Annotated in this window: 24 protein-coding genes and 1 pseudogene; 14 read left to right on the top strand and 11 right to left on the bottom strand. The window is 41.0% G+C overall.

Annotation, left to right across the window (positions count from 1 at the left end; translation table 11 throughout):
• The first annotated feature begins 432 nt into the window (after window positions 1-432).
• From V7K36_RS17115 to V7K36_RS17145, 7 genes and pseudogenes are all read left to right on the top strand, one after another.
• The gene (locus V7K36_RS17115) at window positions 433-1,752 is read left to right on the top strand and encodes a hybrid sensor histidine kinase/response regulator (protein WP_442948474.1); all 1,320 of its coding nucleotides are present in this window, start codon (window positions 433-435) and stop codon (window positions 1,750-1,752) included.
• A 274-nt stretch (window positions 1,753-2,026) separates the two neighbouring features.
• The gene (locus V7K36_RS17120; protein WP_335117682.1) at window positions 2,027-3,178 is read left to right on the top strand and encodes an FIST signal transduction protein; all 1,152 of its coding nucleotides are present in this window, start codon (window positions 2,027-2,029) and stop codon (window positions 3,176-3,178) included.
• Between the two features lie 6 nt (window positions 3,179-3,184).
• The gene (locus V7K36_RS17125; protein ID WP_335117654.1) at window positions 3,185-4,228 is read left to right on the top strand and encodes a sensor histidine kinase; all 1,044 of its coding nucleotides are present in this window, start codon (window positions 3,185-3,187) and stop codon (window positions 4,226-4,228) included.
• 393 nt (window positions 4,229-4,621) lie between these two features.
• A pseudogene (locus V7K36_RS17130) lies at window positions 4,622-5,161 on the top strand (methanogen output domain 1-containing protein).
• Window positions 5,162-5,245: 84 nt separating this feature from the next.
• Window positions 5,246-5,497: a PAS domain-containing protein gene (locus V7K36_RS17135; RefSeq protein ID WP_335117656.1), complete on the top strand. Its 252-nt coding sequence runs from the start codon at window positions 5,246-5,248 to the stop codon at window positions 5,495-5,497.
• Window positions 5,478-5,702, top strand: a complete 225-nt coding sequence (locus V7K36_RS17140; RefSeq protein ID WP_335117657.1) for a hypothetical protein — start codon at window positions 5,478-5,480, stop codon at window positions 5,700-5,702. Before V7K36_RS17135 ends, V7K36_RS17140 begins: the two co-directional genes overlap by 20 nt.
• Before the next feature lie 93 nt (window positions 5,703-5,795).
• A complete protein-coding gene (locus V7K36_RS17145; RefSeq protein WP_335117659.1) occupies window positions 5,796-6,263 on the top strand; it encodes a histidine kinase dimerization/phospho-acceptor domain-containing protein in 468 nt (155 codons plus the stop codon).
• 134 nt (window positions 6,264-6,397) lie between these two features.
• Here the strand turns inward: V7K36_RS17145 and V7K36_RS17150 are convergent, their stop codons facing one another.
• The 6 genes from V7K36_RS17150 to V7K36_RS17175 all read right to left on the bottom strand — a co-directional run bounded on the left by V7K36_RS17150 (window position 6,398) and on the right by V7K36_RS17175 (window position 13,042).
• Window positions 6,398-8,002: an NAD(P)H-quinone oxidoreductase subunit N gene (locus tag V7K36_RS17150; protein ID WP_335117661.1), complete on the bottom strand. Its 1,605-nt coding sequence runs from the start codon at window positions 8,000-8,002 to the stop codon at window positions 6,398-6,400.
• A 285-nt stretch (window positions 8,003-8,287) separates the two neighbouring features.
• Window positions 8,288-9,349 (bottom strand): WD40 repeat domain-containing protein, encoded by a 1,062-nt coding sequence (locus V7K36_RS17155; RefSeq protein WP_335117684.1) that lies wholly within the window; start codon window positions 9,347-9,349, stop codon window positions 8,288-8,290.
• Window positions 9,350-9,436: 87 nt separating this feature from the next.
• Window positions 9,437-10,408 carry a CobW family GTP-binding protein gene (locus V7K36_RS17160; protein WP_335117662.1) on the bottom strand — a complete coding sequence of 324 codons (972 nt, stop codon included), beginning with the start codon at window positions 10,406-10,408 and terminating at the stop codon, window positions 9,437-9,439.
• A gap of 271 nt (window positions 10,409-10,679) precedes the next feature.
• Entirely contained in the window at window positions 10,680-11,435 is a 756-nt protein-coding gene (locus tag V7K36_RS17165) for a class I SAM-dependent methyltransferase (RefSeq protein WP_335117665.1), read from the bottom strand.
• A gap of 156 nt (window positions 11,436-11,591) precedes the next feature.
• Complete coding sequence (locus tag V7K36_RS17170; protein ID WP_335117686.1) at window positions 11,592-12,500, bottom strand: alpha/beta fold hydrolase; 909 nt, start codon at window positions 12,498-12,500, stop codon at window positions 11,592-11,594.
• A gap of 101 nt (window positions 12,501-12,601) precedes the next feature.
• On the bottom strand, window positions 12,602-13,042 hold the full coding sequence (locus tag V7K36_RS17175) for a SufE family protein (RefSeq protein ID WP_334833095.1): 441 nt from the start codon (window positions 13,040-13,042) through the stop codon (window positions 12,602-12,604).
• 14 nt (window positions 13,043-13,056) lie between these two features.
• On the opposite strand from V7K36_RS17175, the gene V7K36_RS17180 reads away from it, so the two are divergent.
• Window positions 13,057-13,248 (top strand): hypothetical protein, encoded by a 192-nt coding sequence (locus V7K36_RS17180; RefSeq protein ID WP_335117667.1) that lies wholly within the window; start codon window positions 13,057-13,059, stop codon window positions 13,246-13,248.
• Between the two features lie 253 nt (window positions 13,249-13,501).
• On the opposite strand, the gene V7K36_RS17185 is transcribed toward V7K36_RS17180, so the two are convergent.
• Entirely contained in the window at window positions 13,502-14,023 is a 522-nt protein-coding gene (locus tag V7K36_RS17185; RefSeq protein WP_335094562.1) for an RNA recognition motif domain-containing protein, read from the bottom strand.
• Window positions 14,024-14,427: 404 nt separating this feature from the next.
• On the opposite strand from V7K36_RS17185, the gene V7K36_RS17190 reads away from it, so the two are divergent.
• Window positions 14,428-14,565: a hypothetical protein gene (locus V7K36_RS17190; protein ID WP_335117668.1), complete on the top strand. Its 138-nt coding sequence runs from the start codon at window positions 14,428-14,430 to the stop codon at window positions 14,563-14,565.
• A 200-nt stretch (window positions 14,566-14,765) separates the two neighbouring features.
• Here the strand turns inward: V7K36_RS17190 and V7K36_RS17195 are convergent, their stop codons facing one another.
• Entirely contained in the window at window positions 14,766-17,045 is a 2,280-nt protein-coding gene (locus V7K36_RS17195) for a M48 family metalloprotease (protein WP_335117669.1), read from the bottom strand.
• Between the two features lie 212 nt (window positions 17,046-17,257).
• Window positions 17,258-18,886 carry a peptide chain release factor 3 gene (gene prfC, locus V7K36_RS17200; protein WP_335117671.1) on the bottom strand — a complete coding sequence of 543 codons (1,629 nt, stop codon included), beginning with the start codon at window positions 18,884-18,886 and terminating at the stop codon, window positions 17,258-17,260.
• 124 nt (window positions 18,887-19,010) lie between these two features.
• Here prfC and V7K36_RS17205 point away from each other — a divergent pair, with 124 nt between their 5' ends.
• The 4 genes from V7K36_RS17205 to V7K36_RS17220 all read left to right on the top strand — a co-directional run bounded on the left by V7K36_RS17205 (window position 19,011) and on the right by V7K36_RS17220 (window position 21,680).
• Window positions 19,011-19,370 (top strand): DUF4870 domain-containing protein, encoded by a 360-nt coding sequence (locus V7K36_RS17205; RefSeq protein WP_334833087.1) that lies wholly within the window; start codon window positions 19,011-19,013, stop codon window positions 19,368-19,370.
• A gap of 487 nt (window positions 19,371-19,857) precedes the next feature.
• Window positions 19,858-20,838, top strand: coding sequence for a porphobilinogen synthase (gene hemB / locus V7K36_RS17210; RefSeq protein ID WP_334943932.1), 981 nt, complete (start codon window positions 19,858-19,860; stop codon window positions 20,836-20,838).
• Window positions 20,839-21,012: 174 nt separating this feature from the next.
• On the top strand, window positions 21,013-21,267 hold the full coding sequence (locus tag V7K36_RS17215; protein ID WP_334943934.1) for a hypothetical protein: 255 nt from the start codon (window positions 21,013-21,015) through the stop codon (window positions 21,265-21,267).
• Window positions 21,264-21,680, top strand: coding sequence for a type II toxin-antitoxin system VapC family toxin (locus V7K36_RS17220; protein ID WP_335117673.1), 417 nt, complete (start codon window positions 21,264-21,266; stop codon window positions 21,678-21,680). The genes V7K36_RS17215 and V7K36_RS17220 overlap by 4 nt, the downstream gene beginning before the upstream one ends.
• A gap of 41 nt (window positions 21,681-21,721) precedes the next feature.
• Here V7K36_RS17220 and V7K36_RS17225 read toward each other — a convergent pair whose 3' ends face one another.
• Both V7K36_RS17225 and V7K36_RS17230 read right to left on the bottom strand, forming a co-directional pair.
• A complete protein-coding gene (locus tag V7K36_RS17225; protein ID WP_335117674.1) occupies window positions 21,722-22,318 on the bottom strand; it encodes a hypothetical protein in 597 nt (198 codons plus the stop codon).
• A gap of 106 nt (window positions 22,319-22,424) precedes the next feature.
• On the bottom strand, window positions 22,425-22,577 hold the full coding sequence (locus V7K36_RS17230; RefSeq protein WP_442948475.1) for a putative toxin-antitoxin system toxin component, PIN family: 153 nt from the start codon (window positions 22,575-22,577) through the stop codon (window positions 22,425-22,427).
• 492 nt (window positions 22,578-23,069) lie between these two features.
• Here V7K36_RS17230 and V7K36_RS17235 point away from each other — a divergent pair, with 492 nt between their 5' ends.
• Window positions 23,070-23,315 (top strand): hypothetical protein, encoded by a 246-nt coding sequence (locus V7K36_RS17235; protein ID WP_335117677.1) that lies wholly within the window; start codon window positions 23,070-23,072, stop codon window positions 23,313-23,315.
• The last annotated feature ends 71 nt before the right edge of the window (window positions 23,316-23,386 follow it).

The following is a 23,386-nucleotide window of genomic DNA, read 5'->3' on the forward strand; positions in this document are numbered from 1 at the left end:
TTTATGAGAAAAGAACCGTAATTATATGGAATTATATTTTCTAATAAAAATAGCTACCTCTGTGTCTGTTCATGATAAATGCTGTTGACGAACTGAAAAAATTAACCTATGGTATCAACAATATTGCGATCAGATAGCGTTCCTTTTATAAAAATACAAGGGTAATAATAACTAACTTTAGGGGGATCGCCTTCTTGAAAGAGGATATTAAATTCTAGTGAAAGTGAAGGTTGGTGGTTAATTTCCATCCTGTAGCGATCGCCTCCGTGGTCGATTACGTGTGAGAATGTTGCTGTTGTAAGAGTTTTTGGGAACTATAGGATTGTCAGACTAAAAACTTCTCAGTCAGTCTGCCAATAAAATAGAGGTAACTTAGCTGCGATCGCACGGCAATAGTGAATAAGTAACAATGAGTAAAATTAATTTAAATACATGAATTACAAGCCAGATATAAAAATGCTTTATGTACCAGAAGATAGTTTGATTTTAGCAGTGGATGATACTAATACAAATCTAGAATTTGTATTTGAGGTATTAACTAATGTCGGCTTTGAAGTTATTACAGAAAATGATGGAGAAAGGGCACTTAAGCAGGCTGAATATAGACTACCTGATTTGATTTTGCTAGATGTAATGATGCCGGGAATAGATGGATTTGAAACCTGTAAAAGACTGAAAAATAATTTAGCTACTTGTGATATTCCCGTAATCTTTATGACGGCAAATTCTGATACGGATAGTAAGGTAAAGGGTCTAAGTATCGGGGCAGTTGATTACATCACTAAACCCTTTAATGAAGAAGAATTATTAGCTAGAATTAAAACCCATCTTCAATTACGAAATCTCACAAAAACCTTAGAAAAACGAGTTGCAGAAAGGACAGCAGCGTTGTCTAGGGCATTAAAAGACCTACAAGAGTCTCAACTTCAGCTTGTACAGACAGAAAAAATGTCTGCTCTTGGTCAATTAGTAGCAGGAGTTGCTCATGAAATTAATAATCCAGTTGGTTTCATTCATGGAAATCTCGGACACGCTTCAGTATATTTCAAAGACATGATTAAGGTCATTGATCTCTATCAGCAGCACTATCCTAATCCGGTTCCAGAAATTCAAGAGGAAATTGTAGCGATAGATTTGAAGTATATGCTTTCCGATCTACCTAATTTAATTTCCTCAATGCAAGAGGGTGTTCAGCGCATTCGCAACATTAGTACCAGTCTGAGAACCTTTTCTCGATCAGATAGCGATCGCAAAGTTTCTTGCAACATTCATGATGGCATTGACAGCACAATCATGATCCTTAAACACCGCTTAAAAGCATCCGAGCATCGACCCGATATTCAAGTAATTAGAGATTACGATAATTTACCAGAATTAGAATGCTTTATCGGACAACTAAATCAGGTATTTATGAATTTGTTAGCTAATGCTATTGATGCTTTAGAGGAGTCTAATATAGGACGCACCTATACTGAAATTGAAGCAAATCCCAATCAACTTTTGATTCAAACCACTTTGACTGAAGATAAAAATCATATCTTGATTCGGATTAAAGATAATGGGGTGGGAATGTCGGCTGATGTCCAGCAAAAAATCTTTGACTATTTATTCACCACCAAGGCTGTGGGTCAAGGCACAGGATTAGGATTATCAATTGCCCATCAAATTGTTGTCGAAAAACATGGAGGAACTCTGGAGGTAAATTCAGCACTAGGACAAGGTTCAGAGTTTATCATTAAGCTTTCCATTTAAGAATCATAAGCTGTTCCACATTCATCAATCAGGGTAAGCGCATCTCAAATTGGATTGACAAAACATACATTTAATGTATTAACGATAGAATAGGGATTTCTGGTTAGGTTGATTTCTACAGGCTAATAGCCATGTCTACGACGGGCTACACCTACGCCTAATTTCTTATCAATAAGTGGGGTTTAATGCGATTAATTAGGTCTTTATTGAGATTATGCCTTTCTTCTTGACAAGATGTGCTTACCCTGGATTCATTAATATAATAGGTAAATTTATGTTCAAAGCAGTAGTAGGTCACAGTAACGATCCAGATTCTCTATCAGCAGTTGAAGAAGTTCTTCAGCAATGTACCAGTTCTCTTGCAGGAGATATACCAAAAGCTGGGATTATTTTTGCTGCAATTGACTTTGAACATTCCCTGATTTTGCAGCAAATTCATCAGGCTTTTCCGGGGATTGAGTTGATTGGTGGAACAACAGATGGAGAAATTTCTTCCGTCTTAGAGTTTCAGCAGGACTCAATTACCTTAATGTTGTTTTGCTCAGACGAAGTTGAAATTCATGCAGGAGTTGGACGCAAAGTTTCAAGCGATCCAATTACTGTAACTAAACAAGCTGTGGAGCAAGCTAAAGCAAAAAGTACCGCAGTCCCAAGGTTATGCTTAACTCATCCAGAGAGTCTTACAACTAGTGGTGTCTCTATATTGAATGGCTTAAAGCTAGCTCTTGGGCAACATGTGCCGATATTTGGTGGTTTGGCAGCCGACCAGTCAAGATATCAAAATACATATCAATTTTTTCAAACAGAAGTATTAAGTGATTCCGTACCAATTCTGCTTTTTTCAGGCACGATATTGTTTTCCCACGGTGTTGCAAGTGGTTGGCATCCCATCGGTCAAATAAGCAAAGTGACTAAGGTAGATAAGAACATAGTCTATGAAATAGATGGTAAGCCAGCTTTAGATTTTTATCATCATTATTTAGGTTTGCTTCCTCCTTCAATTGAATATCCACTAGCAGTGTTTGATCAGAATGGAGACAATTTTTATATCAGAGCACCTATTGCTTACAATCAGGAATCTGGTAGCATTACCTTTTTTGGAGATATTCCCGATCAAGCAGTTATTCAAATTGCAGAAGCGGGTTATGAAGATATTCTGGCAGCTTCTAAAACCTCATTTATGAATGCCTTAGATAACTATCCAGGTGCAGAACCAAGTGCTATTTTGTTTTTTTCATGTGTAGCTCGTCGGCAAATACTTGGTACAAGAGCAAAAGAAGAATACCAGAATATAAAACTTTGTCTTACTGACTATTTCCCTGCCTGTGGATTTTATTCTTATGGAGAGATTGCTCCTATAGATCGAATTAGCCAGATACAATTTCATAATGAAACTTTTGTAAGCTTAATCTTGGGGAGTCGGTAAAAACTAATGGAAATTGTGGATTATCAACAAGAAATTAAGGAAATAAAAAAAGCGAATAGAATTCTCCAAAAGCAATTGGAACGTTCTGAATCAGACCGGATAAAGCTGGAAGATATAAATAAAAAAAAAGAACATTTACTCAGGAAAGTAATTGATGAATTAAAGGAATATCAAAACAATTTAGAAGAAAGAAGTCATGAATTAGAAATGATGCTTCTTAATCTTCAGATAATGCAGAATAAGATGTCTAGTTTGGGAAGTCTTGTCGCAGATGTAGCTCATGAAATTAACAACCCAGTTGGGTTTATAGCAGGTAATCTGACTCCGGCTCAAGAGTATATTGAGAATTTGTTAGATCTGATCGACCTCTATCAGCAAACCTATCCCAAAGCATCTGAGGAAATTCAAGAAACAATCGAAGTAATTGACCTAGAGTATATGCGCGAGGATTTACCTAAACTCATTTCATCAATGAAAGAAGGCACAGATCGCATTGCCAACATTAGCAACAGCTTGCGAACTTTCTCTAGGGCAGATACAGAACAAAAAGTTATGTTTAACCTTCATGAAGGTATTAACAGCACTCTCCTGATTCTCAAGCACCGTTTGAAAGCTAATAATATTCGTCCTGCTATTGAATTAGTTCAAGGTTACGGAGAACTGTCTCTAGTAAAATGCTTCCCAGGACAATTGAATCAGGTATTTATGAATCTATTGGCAAATGCCATTGATGCTTTAGAGGAGTCTAACTCTGGACTGAGTTTTAATGAAATTAAGGCAAATCCCAATCAAATTACAATTCATACTGCCCTAATTGAAGATACAAATCACGCATTGATTCGGATTCAAGATAATGGTGTGGGAATATCGGCTGATATTCAGCAAAAAATGTTTGACCATTTATTCACAACAAAACCTGTGGGGAAAGGAACAGGATTAGGATTATCAATCGCCTATCAAATAATTGTCCAAAAACATAGGGGAACTCTAGAAGTAAAATCTGTGTTAGGAGAAGGTTCTGAGTTTATAATTACCATTCCAATTTCTTAAAGTAGCAAATATATCAATTATTAAAATTAATATTATGAAAAATAAATGTTCAATCTGTTAGCAGTTCATCGTGACCGAATAATTCGTGCTTCATAATTCTTAATCAATTACGGTTTCAGAGCAACAAAATTTATTTATGAAAACAGAAAACCTTTATCCTGATTGCAAGCAAGCTGATTTATGCGTGGTGCGATAATGGAATGTAAGCTAGAAGAGACTTTGCAAAATCGGAAACTGTCGCAACGACAAGGTTGAGAATTTGTGATCACCATCACAATTCATTAGGAACAAAAGCAAGCATCAAATTTTCTGAAGAAAGATATTATGTAGTTACTTTAGAGACATTTTGGGGAACTCTAGAACTGTAGTTCCAAGATTGTGTCCTCAAAATCTATGACCAATGCACTTAACCACTCAATAGCTACGCTTAATCTTTCTTTAGAACGCGATGTATTTTTACGTACATTAATCAGAGAATTATCTGGCACTTTGCAGGACGTAGTTAGCTTAGAAGAAGCTTCAGGATTTATTAGTGTAGTTGGTGAAAGGATGGTTACACAGCTCAACCAAGATTACAAATCTGGCCTGGAAGTCTCCAATCTTTCCCGTAAGCAGGTAGCTGATATCTTGGTTGATTTAAAAAAACGAATCCAGGGCGATTTTTATGTGATTGAGCAAAATGATGAAAAAATAGTCTTTGGCAACCGCACCTGCCCATTTGGTGACAAAGTACTTAATCGCCCTGCCGCATGATGACTTCAAACGTCTTTGGGATGATTGCAGCTAGTAACCTGGGGTATGCGAAAGTAGAATTGCAAGAGACAATAGCAAAGGGTGCTTCTGGATGTAGAGTTATTGTCTAACTTAAAAATTACAGAAGAGGCAGAAGATGCAGAAGGTCGAGAATACTTTCGGGGACTAGAATCTGTGTAAACTCTTCAGCGCTAAACCAACCCCAAGATACAAACTTGAGTGCAGATATGTAAAGTAGAGTCAAACCCTGAAATTGGAAACCCCATGACTCCTGAACAATTTCTTGAATTTGCCAGAGTTTTACCAGAACCTTTACTCCTGGTGAGTGGAGAGGGTCAGCTGTTGGCTACTAATAAACCAGTAGCAGATATGTTGGGGTTACGCCGACAGGAACTGCGGGGAAGAATGCTCTTTGAACTTGTAACTGAGTCTGCTAACGATGTTGTAAAGTACCTGCAAGCCTGTTCAAGTAGCAGGACAATAGGTTATTGGCTCCTTGACTTTACGAAAGAATGATGGACAAACGTTAATATGTCGTAGTCAAGGAGCCGTTATTCAACCTTGCTCTCCTGAATCTTCAGCTTTAATTCTCTTACGCTTGGAAAATAGAACTGTAGCCAGCAGTAATTTCATCCTCCTGAACGAGAAAATCGATGAGTTAGCAAAAGAAGTTCAGAGACGTAAACAGGCAGAGGAAGCACTCAAGAAAGCGAATCAATAGCTAGAAATTCGGGTTGAGGAACGTACAAATGCTTTACAAGAAACACTAAAGGAACTACAACTTACCCAAACTCAGCTTATCCAAGCTGAAAAAATGTCTAGTTTCGGTCAGATGGTCGCTGGTATTGCCCATGAAATTAATAACCCAGTGAGTTTTATTTATGGGAATCTTCACCACGCCCATCAATACACTCAGGATTTACTAAAATTGGTGCAAATTTATCAACAAGTTTGTTCAAATCCTCCTCCAGAAATCCAAGAGCAAATAAAAGAAGTAGACTTAGATTTTCTGATTCAAGATATAACTAAACTCTTCCAGTCAATGAAAGTGGGAACAGAGCGCATTCAGGAAATTGTTAAATCATTACGTAACTTTTCTAGACCATCACGGCGGCGGCCTATGCCAGGGTTATCCGCCACTTTCCCGCTTATATATTTTTACAACTCCGGTGTCAGTGAAATATTTATGGCTCATCCCTTCCAGCAATCCAACTATTACCATTATACATTTCAATATCCAAAGATAGCAATTTTTATTATTAGTCTAGCAAGGGATAGTTGATATTATATGCATTAACGAAAATTGGTCGTTTCAAGCTTCTCTCAATATTAAGTTAAATGATATAAAAAACGCCTATCTACTTATTAGCAAACAGACGTTTTTTTGAGTACAAAGTTTGGTTGAGATTCGGTTTATTAAATCTTCGCAGTAGAATCAACTGAGGGTTGAGACTGACTAACCGAATCTAACTTTGGTAAAAGCAGGAGATTTTGTGCTTTTACACTACTGTTGATTGTTGCTTGCAAAATTGGGGTATGGGAGATGGAATTGTTAGCCAATGTAAACAGTGGATTTGACAAAATCCCTGCTATCGAAGTGGCAATTAATGTTACCACTAACCCGACCTGCAAAGGTCTTAGCCCAGGCAAATCCCAACGCACTTGTGGATAATTCTTCACCGCGTCGGACATTTCATGGGGTTCTTTAACTACCATCATCTTAACTACGCGAATGTAGTAGTAGATGGAGACGACGCTGGTAACTAAGCCCAGCAAAACTAACCAATAAAGTCCTGCTTGCCAACCAGCCCAGAATAAGTAAATCTTGCCGAAAAACCCCGCGAATGGTGGAATACCACCTAAGGAAAGCAGGGAAATACTCAATCCCAGTGTTAGGAGTGGGTCTTTTTGATATAAGCCAGAGTATTCGGAAATCTGGTCGGTTCCCGTCCGCAGTGAGAACAGAATGATGCAGGTAAAACCGCACAGGTTCATGAACAGATAAACCAGTAGGTAAAATATCATACTGGCATACCCTGCCTGTGTACTAGCAATCAAACCAATCATCACAAAGCCAGCTTGGGCAATGGATGAATAAGCTAGCATCCGTTTCATGCTGGTTTGGGCTAGGGCGACTACGTTACCCAAGATCATGCTGAGAACGGCCAGAGCAGTGAAGACAAATCTCCACTCGTCAGCAACAAGGGGGAAGGCTGTTGTCAGCAAGCGGATGGCTAGGGCAAACCCAGCTGCTTTGGAACCGACAGATAAAAAGGCGATTACTGGGGTGGGAGCGCCTTCGTAAACGTCTGGTGTCCACTGGTGGAAGGGTGCAGCAGAGATTTTGAAGCCAATACCTGCGATCGCAAAAACCAAGGCAATCACTAAACCTAAAGATTGACCGACTTTAGCTGTGGCAATGCCATTAGCGATCGCACTTAGTTCAGTTTGTCCTCCAGATAGTCCATACAGCAGTGATACACCGTACAAAAATATTGCCGTGCTGGAAGCTCCAATTAACAAGTATTTCAGCGATGCTTCATTAGAGCGGGGGTCACGCTTGGTATAACCTGTCAACAAGTAAGAGGAAATACTCAGGGTTTCTAGGGAGATGAAAATCATCACCAACTCACTAGCCCCGGATAAAAACATTCCTCCTAAAGTAGCACTCAGCAAAATAGCGATGAATTCGGCTAAAGGGGTGCCACTCTGCTCAACGTAGCGAATTGACATCAGTATAGTGGCAACCGCAGATAAGGCAATAATACCGCGAAAGACGATACTAAGGTCATCACCATTAAAGCTACCGGTAAAAGAGATGGGATTAGGAGAGTCCCATTGAAAATATAGGGCGATAATCGAAGCAAATAAACCTGCGATCGCTAGATATCCAATCCAGCGTGCGGATGTACGCCCCAAAATCAAATCAACAATCAAAACCCCCAAGAGGGTGAGAATAACAATCCCCTCTGGCAAAATCGTTCCAGCGTTTAACTGGGATGCAATATTAGCAAAATCCATGAGATGTATAGGTTTTGGCGATTAGACATTAAGGCTAACTCTGTTCACTCTAGCAAGTTTTCTAATTAAGAGACTAGCTCTTTTAACAAGAGCTTAACAGCTTGGGTATAGATGGCGATCGCCTACGGCACGCTACGCGAACGCACCAACTTCACTAGCTTACCAGCAGCTTTCTCAGTATCTAGGGATTCACCTAAAAACTTTTATGTAACAGTCTTTAAATTACGAATTACGTTAGGGTCGCGGTAGCGAGTCCGCGAGCGTCATTACGAATTAGGAATTATTTTAACTACGCCCAAATCCTTGACCCCGCAAAACCTTTGACCAAATAACTAATTCGCCCTGATCACCGCCTGCGGCCAGTAACTTACCTTGGGGATGCCAAGCTAGGCTAGAAAATCCTCCTGAGACACCTGTGATAATTTGGGATACTTCCTTGGCTTTGTTCCACAAACATAACCAGCCATCAGCAGCAGCAGAAGCGAGAAGGAAGCTTTTGGGTGCAAAGGCGATCGCATTGATCACACCCACATGATTAGTTAAAACTCGCGCTTCCCAACCTAAAGAATCATCCTCTAGCTTTTCCCACACCACAATACCTTCAACGCTAGAAGATGCCAGTATTGGCGCACCTACTTTGGTAGTAGCTTCTGACCATGCCAATTGGCGAATTTTACCAGGGAAACCACGCATCACCCAAGGGTCGGGGTTGTTCCATTCTAAAACGGTGACACTGCGATCCATGTTACCAGACGCCAGGAATTTGCCATCGGGCGACCAAGCCATAGCTAAACTGACAGTAGTCATATCTAAGATGTATGGGTCTTCATCCCAGTTTTGACTATGCCAAATCTTGACTCCCTTATAACCACTAATGGCTAAATACTGTCCATCAATGCGCCAATCTATACCCAATACTGAAGAGTTGTCGAAATTCAGCGTCACGACAATTTCATCAGTATCTGCATCCCAGACTTGGACGTAACGCCCCAAGCTAAAAGCCAGTTGGTTACTAGTGTAATTCCAAGCTAGCTTGTCAACCCATGCGGGAGCATTTTCCAAAGTGGCGATTAATTCAGTATTCTGCCAAATTTTAACTTGTCCATCCTGTCCACCGACGGCTAAAAATTTTCCATCTGGCGAAAAGGCAACACAGTCTACTGATTTACCGTTACCAGTTTGCAAAGTTGTGAGTTCGCCATCATTCCACAGAACAACTTCACCGGCGGCGGAAGTTGCTGCTAAAGTTTTACCTTGTGGCGACCAAGCGATCGCAGTTACATAATCTGAAAGTGTCCCCGAATAGTGTTGTTCAAATTCCTTAGATTTGCTGGTTGTGGAGTTCATATTTGTAAAGATGGCATTGGGCATTGGGCATTGGGCATTGGGCATTAGTTATTTTCCCTCTGCCCCTCTGCTCAGGAACAGCTTGTTTTATGCTAAACAGGCGAGAAAATCTTGCTTGAGTTGGGCAGCATCAAGGTTGCGACCGATGAAGACTAGTTCGTTTTTGGGGGTTTCGCTTGGTTTCCAGGGACGATCGGGTTTGCCATCAAATATCATGTGTACTCCTTGGAATACAAATCGATTTTCTTCTCCAGCAATATTTAAAATGCCTTTCATCCGAAAGATATCTGGTCCTTGGGTACGCAGTAACTCGGAAATCCAAGTGTTTAATTTTTCTCCATCGACTGCACCTGCTTCTACTAAAGCCACAGAAAAGACAGTTTCATCGTGTACGTGGGCATCTTCGCCTAAGAAATTTGGATCAATTTCTAATGCGCGGTCTAAATCAAAGGCTTTTACACCTAATAAAGCATCTATTCCTAGTTCAGAATTCTGAGTACGGTAGATTTTTGCGATCGCATTCATCGTCCGAATCCGTTTTTCTAATTCATCCAACTCTTCTGGCGCTACTAAATCTGTTTTATTAAGTAAAATCACATCCGCAAAGGCAATCTGTTCTTGGGCTTCGTCTGCATCCCAATGCTGCCAAATATGCTTGGCATCTACTACTGTCACCACAGCATCTAGAGACAGTTGACTTTGCAAGTCTTCATCAACAAAAAATGTCTGAATCACTGGTGCAGGATCGGCTAGTCCAGTTGTTTCAATTACTATATGGTCAAATTTATCGCGCCGCTTCATCAAATTGCCAATGATCCGAATTAAATCGCCGCGCACTGTACAACAGATACAGCCATTGTTCATTTCAAAAATTTCTTCATCTGCATCGATAATCAATTGATTATCAATACCCACTTCCCCAAATTCATTGACAATCACAGCAACTTTTTTGCCGTGTTCGTAGGTGAGGATGTGATTGAGTAGAGTCGTTTTACCCGCTCCCAAATAGCCTGTCAGAACAGTAACGGGAACTGAATTGTTGATTACGTCAGCCACCATACTTTAAATGCCTCTTGTTATATGGATAATCATTATCATCTATGATAAATCTTTTTATATTTTTGTGCGAACTTGCTGTTATTTTGAGTTTCAGTAAAATCATCACATAATTTAATCAAAAAACATTTTATTTTTAGGCATCTGTAATAAGTAATAAATATTCACAAGTTGGCGTAGCCTGATAGGAATATTTCATCCAAGCCTCTGAGAGATAAACTGTCCTTGGCTTTGGTATAGGCGGCTATTAGCGCTTTTCATTATTTTATTCGGGCTACTTTTCTGCAACAACAAGCATTTCATAATCTTCAGTGGTTAGTTTATTATTACGGCTGAAAGCCCCTAAATGGCAGCCAAAAATTTCTGCTCTGGTAAAACCAATCGATTTAAGCAACCAGTTAATTTCCGGGGGAGCATAATATCTTTCATGACATTTCAGAACTTTTTTATTACCTGAATCATCAGTTATTTCATAAACTGAATGTTCACGGAAAGTCATCAAATCAAAAGAGCTTTCCAGGCTTTTTGCTTCACCAGGATTGGAGTTAAGAAAATCCTTAACAGAATGAAACAGAGGATATAAACCATTGCAGGTAGTCAATATCAGCTTACCTGGAAATTTTAAGGAGGCATAAATATTTTTTAAAATAGAAAAATTCATTTCATCTGTTTCCATTAAAGGAAAAGCTCCCTCACAAATCATAATTGAAATATCAAATTCTGTTTCCAAAGAAAAATTCCGGGCATCTTTTTTGATAAAACGAATTTTTAGTTTTTCTTCAACAGCAGTTTTTCTGGCTTTTTCGAGCATAGATTCTGATAAATCGATCCCTGTAACACTGTAACCACGCCTGGCCAGCTCTAGTGAATGTCTCCCGGTTCCACAGCCAACATCAAGGATTAACTTATTTTTATCATAATCAAGTTCTTTTTCAATAAAATCAACTTCACCCAAGGTTCCAGAGGTATACCCCTCCTGATCATACTTATCTGCATAATTATCAAATAATTCTTCATACCACTGTTTCATTATCTTCTTACCAGTTTCAATTGATACTCTATTTATAGCGGGTTAAGCACTTTCTCTTTCTCGCTTGCAAAAACTCACTCGCAGTAGCTTGAACTAATCTTAATCTCGCACCAAGGGGCAAAATGATTCTTTGCGTCTTGGTGCGAGGATTTAATTTTATGGGGAGAACAAAAAATTTTGAACTGCTTCTAAAACAACTGTTGGATATTCTTCATGCAGTCCCAGAGAACCGGAAATGACAACGCTTTTCACTCCTGGTAAGGCTACCAAAGCGTTCATTTCTTCTCGTGATTTGGGCGGGCTAGATTCCCCAATTACTACCATGAGCGGTACGGTTAAAGACTGCACAAGTTCCAGAAAATCAGATTGTTCGTGTACAGCATCAAGATTACCAGTTACAAAGGCAGCAGATGCAAATCGCGCTCCTGGTTGTTGAGTTGTGTGCCATTTTTTATCGATGAAACTGGGTGTAATTTTAGCTGCGTCAGTAAAGACATGACGGCGGTACATAAAACTTAAGAAAGATTGGGTAGTGTTGAGTTTGTAGAGAGCTTGACCAAGTATAGGCGATCGCACTAATTCTCTCACAATGCCAGCTATTTGCTGACTAGCCCCCATTGTCGGCAAAGGCCCACGCCAAGTAGGAGCTAACAATACAATTCGTGAGAAAACAGCAGGTTGTTTCACTGCTAATTGTAAAACGTAACTAGCAGCATGACCAGCCGCCACCACAATAATGGGAGTATTATAAATAGCTTTGACAAAATCTTCCAGAAATTGCTGATATATTTCCGGTCGGTAATTCAAGCTAGGGCGAGAAGATTCACCAAAACCAGGCCAATCTAAGGCTAAAACTTGAAAATTGGGAGCTAGTAACTTGGCGAGTTCGCCCATTTCCAAGCGCGTCGAAACAGTGCTGAAAGATGGTAGTAGCAATAGCGGTAAACCTTTACCGAGGGTTTCATAAACAACGCGCAATTGCTGATTTTCCCAATTCCAGAGATATTCTTGAACTACTCCACCAAAGCCAATAGCAGCAGAGGTAGATAATAAATTTGTTGACATAAGACTAAATTTTGGTAGTTGTATGTTATTTGTCATTAGTCAGTTGTCCTTTGTCCTTTGCAAATGACCAATGACTAATGACTAATGACCAATAACCAAGTTTAGTTAGGCAAATCTAACTTACATTCCAATGCTTTTTTTTGCATGGTTTTAAAAATGTTGTAAAACCCATTAGCACGGGAAGGTGTCAGACTAACATTTAAGCCTGTTGCTTGAATAAAATCTGGGGTAAGTTGGACAATCTCAGTTGGCGTTAGTCCATGCAATCCTTCAACCAAAAGCCCTACTAATCCTTTGGTTAACTGGGAATCAGACTCGCCCTGAAACACAACCTTACCGTCATCCAAGGCTGCTGTGATATAAACTTGAGACACGCAACCAGGAACTTTATTTTCGGGTAATTTTTCAGCTTCTGGGAACTCATTGAGCTTCTGAGCATACCAGATTAGCTGTTCGTAGCGCCGCTTCGGTTCGGAAGCGCGTTGAAAGCGCTGGACAATTTTAGCAAGCGCAGGTGGCAAAGAATCTAGAGTTGAGGACATAACAGAAGCTGCAAATGATCGGTATCACCTTGAGTGTAGATTATCTTTGGAGCGATGCCTACGGCGGGCTGCGCCTACGTGCTTCCGGTTCACTTGGCATTATGAAGCTTGCCATTACTGACTATAACTTGTCAAATCCAGATAATTACTGCGATCGCATTCATCTTCGGTCAAGTTTTTTAATGCGTCTAATCACAAAAACTTAATTTTATTTTAAGTACAATGTTTTATTAATTCTCAGCAAATTTTCTGCGTGTCCACCATTGGCGCAGCGTTTAAATTTTAACCCTCGACTGCCACAATTTGGCGATGCGATGCCTACGGCTAGCTGCGCCTACGCAGTTACAAAATTAGCTGCAAGTAGATTTTAACTAAGCAGCTAGATAATAATCAATAGTTAAAAATTAAAAATCAAAAAAAAATTCTGATTTTTAATTTTTAATTTCTCTGCCTTACGGATTAATTCGTAGTTTGTGCAGCTAGCATCTGCTTCAGCTTTTCTAATTCCGAAGCCCAACGAGGATCTGGACGAATAGTGTCTGAATCGGTAGTCGTGGTCGTGCTTTCACGAGAACCACCGCCACCGCCACCGCCGCCACGACGAGGCTTCTTAGAGCTTTTCTCCCGACGGCTACCTTCTCTGTTAGGGATAGGAGTAGGAGTAGCAGTACTACTACTAGCAAGAGTAACTGGTTTAGGAGCTTGCTGCTCCTCGCCCTCATCACCCTTTGTACGAGGTAATGCCTTCTCTAGTTTAATGGGAGTGTCTTTGAACATCTGACCATTATATTTTTCAATGATTTCGTCAGCTTGTTCGTCATTGTTGACTGTAAGAAAACCAAAACCACGGCATTTACCAGTTTTGCGATCTTTAATTAATTTAGTAGTTACAGCATCACCTTCTGCTGCAAAAACGGCTTGCAGATCTTGACGATCTATTTCATCTTTAGGCAAATTACCTATATATAGGCGAATGGACATGAACTATACCTCCAGAGTTGAATGAACATGGCAAGGCGAGAAAACAATCACTTAGCTTTGGCTTTTAAATAGATGCTATTGACCAAGACTGCCATTAACCAATTTTTTTGCTCGAAACAGTCAACTTATACAACAATACAGTTTTTCGTGGGGATCAAGCTTGTTTAATCCAAAGGCTCACACTATGGTGAGCTAATAACACCTTAATTCTAAGAATTGTAAATTTAATAGCCTACTGCCTGCTAAAGTACACGCTTTCTTCCATGCCCTTTTTCGCAGAATCAAATACCATTCCTTACATTACCACGGTATTTTCTACGTAGCTAGTTTAGCGCATACATTTCCGACCTTAGTATTACTGCATCGTAACATAAAACACATTTTTTTATGCAAGGGAGCATATTTTGAAACAAAAACCAGCCAGTGGCTGGTTAATTTGCTGCTGTGTTGGCAGGATAAAAGGTATGGATCTGGGGAAAAAGCATCGGAATTCACAACTAAGCTGTGGTGCTGAGTTACGTCGGCTGCTCTTGTTTGTGTAAATAAATGTAACATTTTTCAAGAAAACCTGCAACTTTTGTTTACATTCTGGTTTGTCATTTGTCATTTGTCCTTTGCAAATAACCAATGACCAATGACCCTGATCAGTGCTGAGTTCTGAGTGCTGAGTGGGGAATCTCACTTCTTTACTCGGAAAAGAGGAAAAGAGGAACTGTTTTGCCCAATGCCCAATGCCTAATGATTAACCAGTGAGAAAAACGTATGCGCCCCAAGCCTGTGCTGCAACTGCTAAAAAAATAGACCAAATGGGATGAGGGCTATGAATGGTTTTACCACTTTGAGTTTCCAGGGTTTGGATATCGATCCAAGGTGTTGCTCCTCGCCGGAACCAACCTGTGACGATAATTTGCCGACCAATCAGATCCTGGTGATTAACTGACTGTCCGAACCAAGAAATGTGGTGTAATTTCACCAAGCCCGCGCTTGATTGTAAGATTAAATCTTGCGCTAGGGAGTTGCTAGTGCCTTGACGACCTAATAGTTTGCCCACAATCCGCACGCTGATGCTGTCAATGGGTAAGGCAGAAGGGTCAGCTAACAGGGTGGGTAGGTAATCGTCAGTTTGCACAGTGGCAGGTTTAATATCGGGGAAAAAAGGATTAATCCGCATCACTGTACCGATGCTAAAGCCAATCAGAAGGCAGCCTGTAATGAAAGACCAATCTTCATATATCCACTTTAGATTTAAAAACTTGAGTGCGAATGCTAGTTGCCAGGTTAGCCAGACTAAAGCTGCAAACAGCAACCCTAGAGGAATTCCCAACCAGGGAGCGATTTGTAATAAGAAAGACTGACGCTTAACCTTTGATGGAACGCTTGCAAAATGTAGTTCGGTGTCTAGATGCCAGTGACGGGCTATTTGGCAGAGGCGTTCGATGCGATCGCCCATTAAGGGATGGCTATTATTAATCGTAAACCATCGGCGATAGGGATTGGCAGTATCCCACTTCAAAAATGATTCAAAAGATAAATTGCTGGCAATGGTGCCCAAAGATAAACTCTGTTGGTAGCTGACTGGTGTCAGAAGATTTAAACTTTCCAACTGCCAACTGGTATGTTCTTCTTTTTGGATATCAGCTGCAATACCAATGGCAATTTTGAGTAAAGCCCGAATTAGCGCATTCGGATTACCAGTAATTTCAGATGCGACGCGATCGCTATAATAAAGCCGCAACCGCGACAACCACAATGCAGTCCCAGTCAGCAAACACCAAACTCCATAAATTAGACTCGCTAGAATTGTCACTGGCCAGCGCCAAATTTTCCCTGATATTTTGTCTGCCAACGCCGACACTTGCTGATATAGCTTATAAATTGGTAGTGTCACCAGCAGCAACAAAGACATCACAGCGAAATCCCAGTGAGCAATATGCCCTAGTTGCGTGGCGTAAATAGTGGCAATTTCATCATCTGCCAGTTGTTCTAATAGCCCTTGACTCACAACAATCCTGGCATTACGTGGTAAACTACCATAGGTCAGGATAATTGGTGCAGCCATTGGTAAAATCCGCAGTTTGGGTAACGGCCAGTGTCGTTGTTGGCAACAACGTTGTAGCACCCGGACGGCTTCGCGGCTGTGAGTATTCAATACATCTTTGGGAAATTCTCGCTGACCATACAACTTCGCCAGTAGCAGATCCAGCAACCAAGGTGATACTCCGATCAAAATCACCAAGACTATTAGCAACAATTTAGTAGGGTCGCGGTATAAAAGCTGCAACGGCTCCAGATAAGGTAGTTTGACTAAAGTCTGGTTGATAAATCCCATTGCTAACTTCAGGATTTCCCGGATCACCCAAAACAGGGCAATGAATGTTCCTGCTGACAGTAGCCGCAACGGAATTAATTTCGGTTTACGTAGGGGTTGCCATGCTCTGGCGCGTTGTGCTTGTCGCCAATAAATAACGCCGAATAATTTGGCTTGGGTGCGGGTAACGGAACCCATGAAACCGTTTAGGGGTGCAGACGGTGGTGGTAGTGGTGTTGCTACTGTCGCTTTGAGTCTAGTTAGTGGCACCATCGGCGGAGTTTCGTCGCTTTTGGTTTCTATTACTTGATCTTCTGGCTTTTCCTCTAATGTAAAAGTTGCGGGGGGAGTAACTGGGGTTGAATCTGGGGGAGAATCTGGAGTTGAATTATCAAAAGCAACAAATCCAGTTTCGACATTTTTTGATTCTTGATCAGGTTTTTTACGTTTTGTCAGGTGTTCGAGAGCGCGTGTTGCCCACTCTTGAACTTGCGGATTGTTACTCTCAATGAGATTCTGGGAAATAGCGATCGCTTTGGAAACTTCGCCAGTGCGAGCATAAGCCATCACTAAACCAACCTGGGCTTGTAAGCTAACAGTCCGATGATTTTGACTGCTAGCAATCGGTTCTAGTTGAGTGATCGCTGTTTGGTAATTTCCCTGCTTGAGGGCAACTAAACCAGCCTCCAAAGACGATTTGGCGTGTGAAGGCATACAAATTCTGGCACTCCAATCTCTTCTAGGTGATCCACGTTTGTGCAAAAGCGCGAACCTCGGATGCCGTGGAACTCAACCGCGCCCGAGTTTTGCTTGTCAAGTGAATTGATCAAGCAAGAATCCAGGAGTCAAGAGTCAGAATTCAGTTGGGTTTTCTGTAGGACTAATTCTCAATTCTGAATTCTGTATTCTGTATTCTGTATTCTTCTTCATTCCTCCACTGGTTGTTGACTAGAAAATACTGGAGCGATCGCGCTTAATTTGAACTCTGGATGGTCGCCCAATAACTGTTGACAATTCCATTCATTGCGGAATAGCAACACTGGGCGTCCCATACTGTCTTTAACTGTAGTGGTATTGAATATTCGTCCCACCTTTTCTAATGCTTCCCAACCACCCTCAACCCAACGGGCGACACTGTAGGGCAATAAATCTAATATGGTTTCTACACCATACTCATTTTGTAAGCGAAACTGCACCACCTCGAATTGCAACTGACCCACCGCCGCCAAAATTGGATCGCGCTTGGCTTCATCAGTTGAATACATAATTTGCACAGCACCTTCTTCGCGCAATTCCGCAACGCCTTTTTGGAATTGTTTAGATTTCGAGGGGTTGGGATTCCTCAGAGACGCAAACAGTTCCGGCGAGAAATACGGAATGCCCTCATATTCGAGCTTTTGTCCCGTGTAAATTGTATCCCCGATCGCAAAAACACCGGGATTGTTCAAACCGATCACATCGCCAGGATAAGCCACATCAATCGATTCCCGCTCTTGGGCAAAGAGTTTTTGCGGGCGAGACAGACGGATGAGTTTACCGATGCGAGCGTGATTCACCATCATATCTTTTTCAAACTTGCCAGTGCAGACCCGGATAAATGCGACGCGATCGCGGTGTTTCGGGTCCATGTTCGCTTGCAGTTTGAAGACAAACCCCGAAAACTCCGGGTATGTAGGGGCAACTTCGCCAACACTGCTGTAGTGAGAACCGGGTTTCAGGGCATAGTCGAGGAAATACTTGAGGAATAACTCTACCCCAAAGTTAGTCATGGCGCTACCAAAGAACACAGGCGTCATTTTGCCTTCGTGTACCAACTGCAAATCTAACTCTGGCCCAACTCCTTCTAACAGTTCCAAATCATTTTTTAGTTGGTAGTACAGGCTTTGTTCTAGCTGTTCTTCTATTCTCGGATCACCTAATTCGACTATCGTATCACGGGCTTCTCGGCTGCCGTGGGCGCTGCGTTCAAACAGGTGAATTTGTTGTTTGTGTCGGTCAAAGACACCTTTAAAGCGATCGCCCATACCGATCGGCCAGTTTACCGCATAGGTTTGCAATCCCAATTCTTGCTCAATTTCATCCAACAGTTCCAGAGGTTCCCTTCCTGGGCGATCGAGCTTGTTGATAAATGTAAAGATCGGGATACCCCGCAACTTACACACTTCAAACAATTTGCGGGTTTGAGGTTCCAAACCTTTTGCCGCATCAATCAACATCACCGCATTATCGGCGGCGGCAAGGGTGCGATAAGTATCTTCACTGAAGTCTTGGTGTCCGGGGGTATCTAATAAATTTATTTGATAGTTCCGGTATTCAAATTGCAACACTGTGGAAGTAATGGAAATACCTCGTTGTTGTTCCATCGCCATCCAGTCAGAGGTAGCCTTACGCTGTGCCCGTCGCGCCTTAACCGCCCCAGCTTCGTGAATTGCACCTCCGTACAAGAGTAGTTTTTCTGTTAGTGTAGTTTTACCCGCATCAGGGTGAGATATAATCGCAAAGTTGCGGCGAAGTTCAACCGCTTGAAGAAGTTCAGACTCAAGTTCAGTAGACATAAGTGTATTTGTTTGTTTGCAAGCTTAATTTTTTTTGACTCTAGCAAGTCTTTTAATCTTAAGACAACGATGCTCATGATAGGGTCGTAATATAATCAACAATCTGACTAAATAGGAGAAAGGAATGTACGACACAGACAAGCGAAAGTTTCTATCTGCCTTGTCTCATGGAGCGATTTTTTTCAGCACAACGGTGGTATCTGTAGGTATACCTATTGCCATACTGCTCGTATCTGATGATCCTGTTGTTAAAGAAAACGCCAAAGAATCCATCAATTTCCACTTTAATGTCTGGCTTTATGGAGGAATTCTAGGAGCGCTGTTTTTTCTATTCGGTTGGTTAGTCTTACCTCTATTATTGCTGGGGCCACTAGCCGGTCTAGGATATCTATTGCACTGGGGATTAACAATTTGGGCACTCATCGGAGTTTTCAACAATCCTGATATACCCTTCCGTTATCCGTACATTTTCCGAGTTTTATAACACAAATTATGGGCATTGGGCATGGGGCATTGAGCATTGGGTATTGGTAATTGTCAGTTATTTTTATTAAGCTGTTGTGCCTTGAGTTTGCACAGAACCAATCACCAGGATTTTGACAACAGAGGGTCTTAACCATTTTGAATTTTGAACTAATTTTGCGGGTTTAAGTCCCCCACAACTAACAAGATGTTCGCCAAGCGCTCAGTCGAGTCACAGTAAGTTTTGTGGCGGGGTCTAAATCCCCGTTGCAAAACTTATATTACGAATTAAGAATTATTTTAATTGCTTCCTATGTTGTTTTTTTTCCAGTCCGTCGGATAGGTGCAACCAAGCTGTAGAATACAAAATTGCCCCACAACTTGATTAAGAGTAGGGCAAAGGACAGTTAAGCACTGTTTGTAGTGTGTCTGACGGCAGGAAAATTTTAGCCTGCTTCTATGACGCTTTGTCTTGTGTCCATTTGCGTTGTTTTTCTTTATAAAATTTTATGTTTCCTATACATCGCCCCCGTCGTCTGCGTACCCATCCTCAACTGCGCCGGATGGTTCGTGAAACTGTTTTGACAACAAGCGATTTAATCTACCCACTATTTGCCGTACCAGGTGAGGGAATCGCTAATGAGGTGAAATCAATGCCCGGAGTCTACCAACTTTCGGTAGATAAAATTGTCGAAGAAGCAAAAGAAGTTTATGACTTAGGAATTCCTTCGATTATTTTGTTTGGTATTCCGGCTGATAAAGATGTAGATGCCACTGGCGCTTGGCATGATTGTGGTATCGTCCAAAAAGCAGCCACTGCGGTAAAAGCAGCAGTGCCAGATTTGATTGTAATTGCTGATACTTGTTTGTGTGAGTACACCAGCCACGGTCATTGTGGTTATCTGCAAGTTGGTGATTTAACAGGACGAGTTTTAAATGACCCCACCCTGGAATTGCTAAAGAAAACAGCAGTTTCTCAAGCAAAAGCTGGTGCTGATATCATCGCGCCTTCGGGAATGATGGATGGCTTTGTCCAGGCAATTCGTGTGGGTTTGGATGAAGCCGGATTTCAAGATACGCCGATTATGTCTTATGCTGCTAAGTATGCTTCGGGTTATTATGGGCCATTTCGGGATGCAGCAGACTCGACACCGCAATTTGGGGACAGAAGAACTTATCAAATGGACCCAGGTAATGCCCGCGAAGCCCTTAAAGAGATTGAATTGGATATCGCTGAAGGTGCTGATATGCTGATGGTTAAGCCAGCCTTGGCATACATGGACATTATCTGGCGGGTGAAAGAAGCGAGTAACTTACCAGTTGCGGCTTACAATGTTTCTGGTGAGTATGCAATGGTAAAAGCTGCGGCTCTCAATGGTTGGATTGATGAGGAGCGAGTAGTTTTGGAAACTTTAACTGGGTTTAAACGCGCTGGTGCAGATTTGATTTTGACTTATCATGCCAAAGATGCGGCGCGATGGTTGAAATAAGGTGAGCGATTGAAGGGTAAGAATTTAATAAATCTCACGCAGAGGCACAAAGTTGTGTTTTGATGTCTGGGCGTGAGATTGTTATATTTTGCCTTGGGCTAGTGCGAAATTCAAATAAAATTTAACTAATCCGCGTTATACTTGTCATACGTGTATTGCGAGTATGACAAAACTATGCTCAGTGTCAGACTGGACGAAGAAACAGAAAGCCAGCTAGCCGATATCTTGGCTCATGAGCAAACTGACAAGAGTGAGTTGATCCGACGGTTGATTGCTGAACGGTGGCTAACCTTACAAGCGGGTAAAACTTTGGTTGAGAGGCGGGGTGGACACCCTGAACATCTGCTGCAAGATGCAGCAACGGATTTATCTGAACGCTCAAATCGGAAGAAAGCGATCGCTCAATATCTCAATAAGCGCCACCCATGACGTATTATCCGCTTATACTCGCAGATAGCGGCTTTTTGTTTGCGTACTACAGCGCCAGAGATCAGTATCATCAACAGGTACGTCGTTTCTTTGAGAACTGTACTTCCAGGCTAGTAACTACGCCCATTTGTATTGCAGAAGTGGTATGGTTGCTCAACTTTGATTGGCGTACACAAAACGAGTTTCTTCTAGATGTTGCTAAACAACTCTACGAGTGTGAGCAACTATTGCCGCAAGATTTTTCGCGCATTGCTGAGTTGAATACTCAGTACAGAGATTTACCAGGGGATTTTGCAGATTTATCCTTGATCGTCATTTCAGAGCGTTTGGATATTGCTGCGATCGCCACCTTGGACAGTGATTTTAATATTTATCGGCGTTATCGGAAAAAGCCTTTTGAGCGGGTGTTTTAGGGATTGCGATCGCTATTTTATCGCCAGCAATTATAATTTTTTTACCGGACACCACTAGCTAGAATTCCTAAAATTTTATTGACATCTCTAAGATAATATTCACTTAAGTCAATGTGGATAGATTGCCCTTCTAATTTTAAAAATTGCCAAATACTTCCAGTTGTAACAGTTCCATAAATTATCAAATTTTCATTACCTGCTCGTTCGTTAAATATTCTTGCTGCTAACATTTCGGCTACACATTGTCCTAAACCAGCAGGAATGTTTTCTTTTTTAGCTTCCACAATAATAATGACTGGTGCAGTGATAATTAATCTTTCTGAAGAACGGGTAATTATAAAATCACAGATTCCATTTAAACCTTGTGCCGTATCAACATTGAATTCAACACCAGAGAACAAATTTATCTGGTCATTTAATTGTCGTCTCAAATCTAGTAAAATTGGAGAAATAATCATCTCAGAGCGAGCTTTTTGACTATTGCTAGCAATAGCTATAGGTAAATTATATTGAAGAATTTCTTTTAATAACTCACTGCATTCTATATCAGGTATCTTAGCAAAGATATCAGAACTTTCAATAGTATTTATTTGAAAGTTCTGTTTGACTTTCTCTAAAGTAAAATCACTATATGCCATAATGAATTATCCTGAAGACAAATATTGACATCCAAAATTTATGAATCTAAGGAATAGCGATTTATAAAATCTTGCGGTGTTAAAATGCGAATTCCGTTAAATTCTATCACACTAATAAATCTAGATCGCCAGTAAGAATTGCTTCAGCATTGGCCGCAACAGCCGCAGCCAAAACTACAGTATCTTTTGGGTCACGCAATTGAGGAGCATCTATAGAGATAGTTGGATCATCATTTGACAAACCCTTGACTACAGACATCAAATGCTCAACCGTATAACCTCTTTGTTGTAGTCGCAGTTTAAATTTATAGCGTTTCCTAATCACATGAGGTACATCATAGCCCCCTCTCGAAGAGCGGGGAGGGGGTTGGGGGTGGGGTTCTTCGGGTTTAATAAGCAATCAAGCGGACATGATATTAGAGGACTTTTGGGTAATCGGATAACTTGTGTGTACACCGTAGGGGTAAAGCGAGGGTAAGGTTTTGATTTGTGGGTTGTAGAGTCAATAGGGAATTTTCGAGATGTGTGTACACCATAAACCTTCGGCGAGGAAGCGTCAGAACGAGAAAATCAGGGTTTGGCAAGGGAGTTCGTTGCAAAAACAGAAACCACAACCATAACTTTAAACTGCACCCGTAAAATCAACGTAAAGTTTACGCAATATCTCTGAGGACAATGAAATAATTTATTGGTAAGCGGGATTCGTTTAGTCAGGATTATCGCAGTAAATCATCATGAATAAGGCTTAAGAATGAGCAAGAGTGCAACTTTTCAGTGGTTGTTCCACAAATCTATGCAAAATTTTACCCTCTACAGTTTAACTGTGTTACTTGGTGTAGTTGTGTTTTCTGATGCAGTGGAGGCAACAAAAAATACAGAGTCGCAGATAGCACAACAGAAAAAACTTATTTCTCAAGAGGCTATTCGTTTGGCGGCGAAACCAGCGTATGCAGATTCATTTTCAGAAAATATAACTAGTACAGTACGGCGTAAATAAACAGACCATATTAGTGGGAGAATAAATAATCAGGTTAAAACCAGTTTCGCAGAGCATATCAAGGAATCAGG

The organism is Nostoc sp. (assembly GCF_036919555.1).
GTDB lineage: Bacteria > Cyanobacteriota > Cyanobacteriia > Cyanobacteriales > Nostocaceae > Nostoc.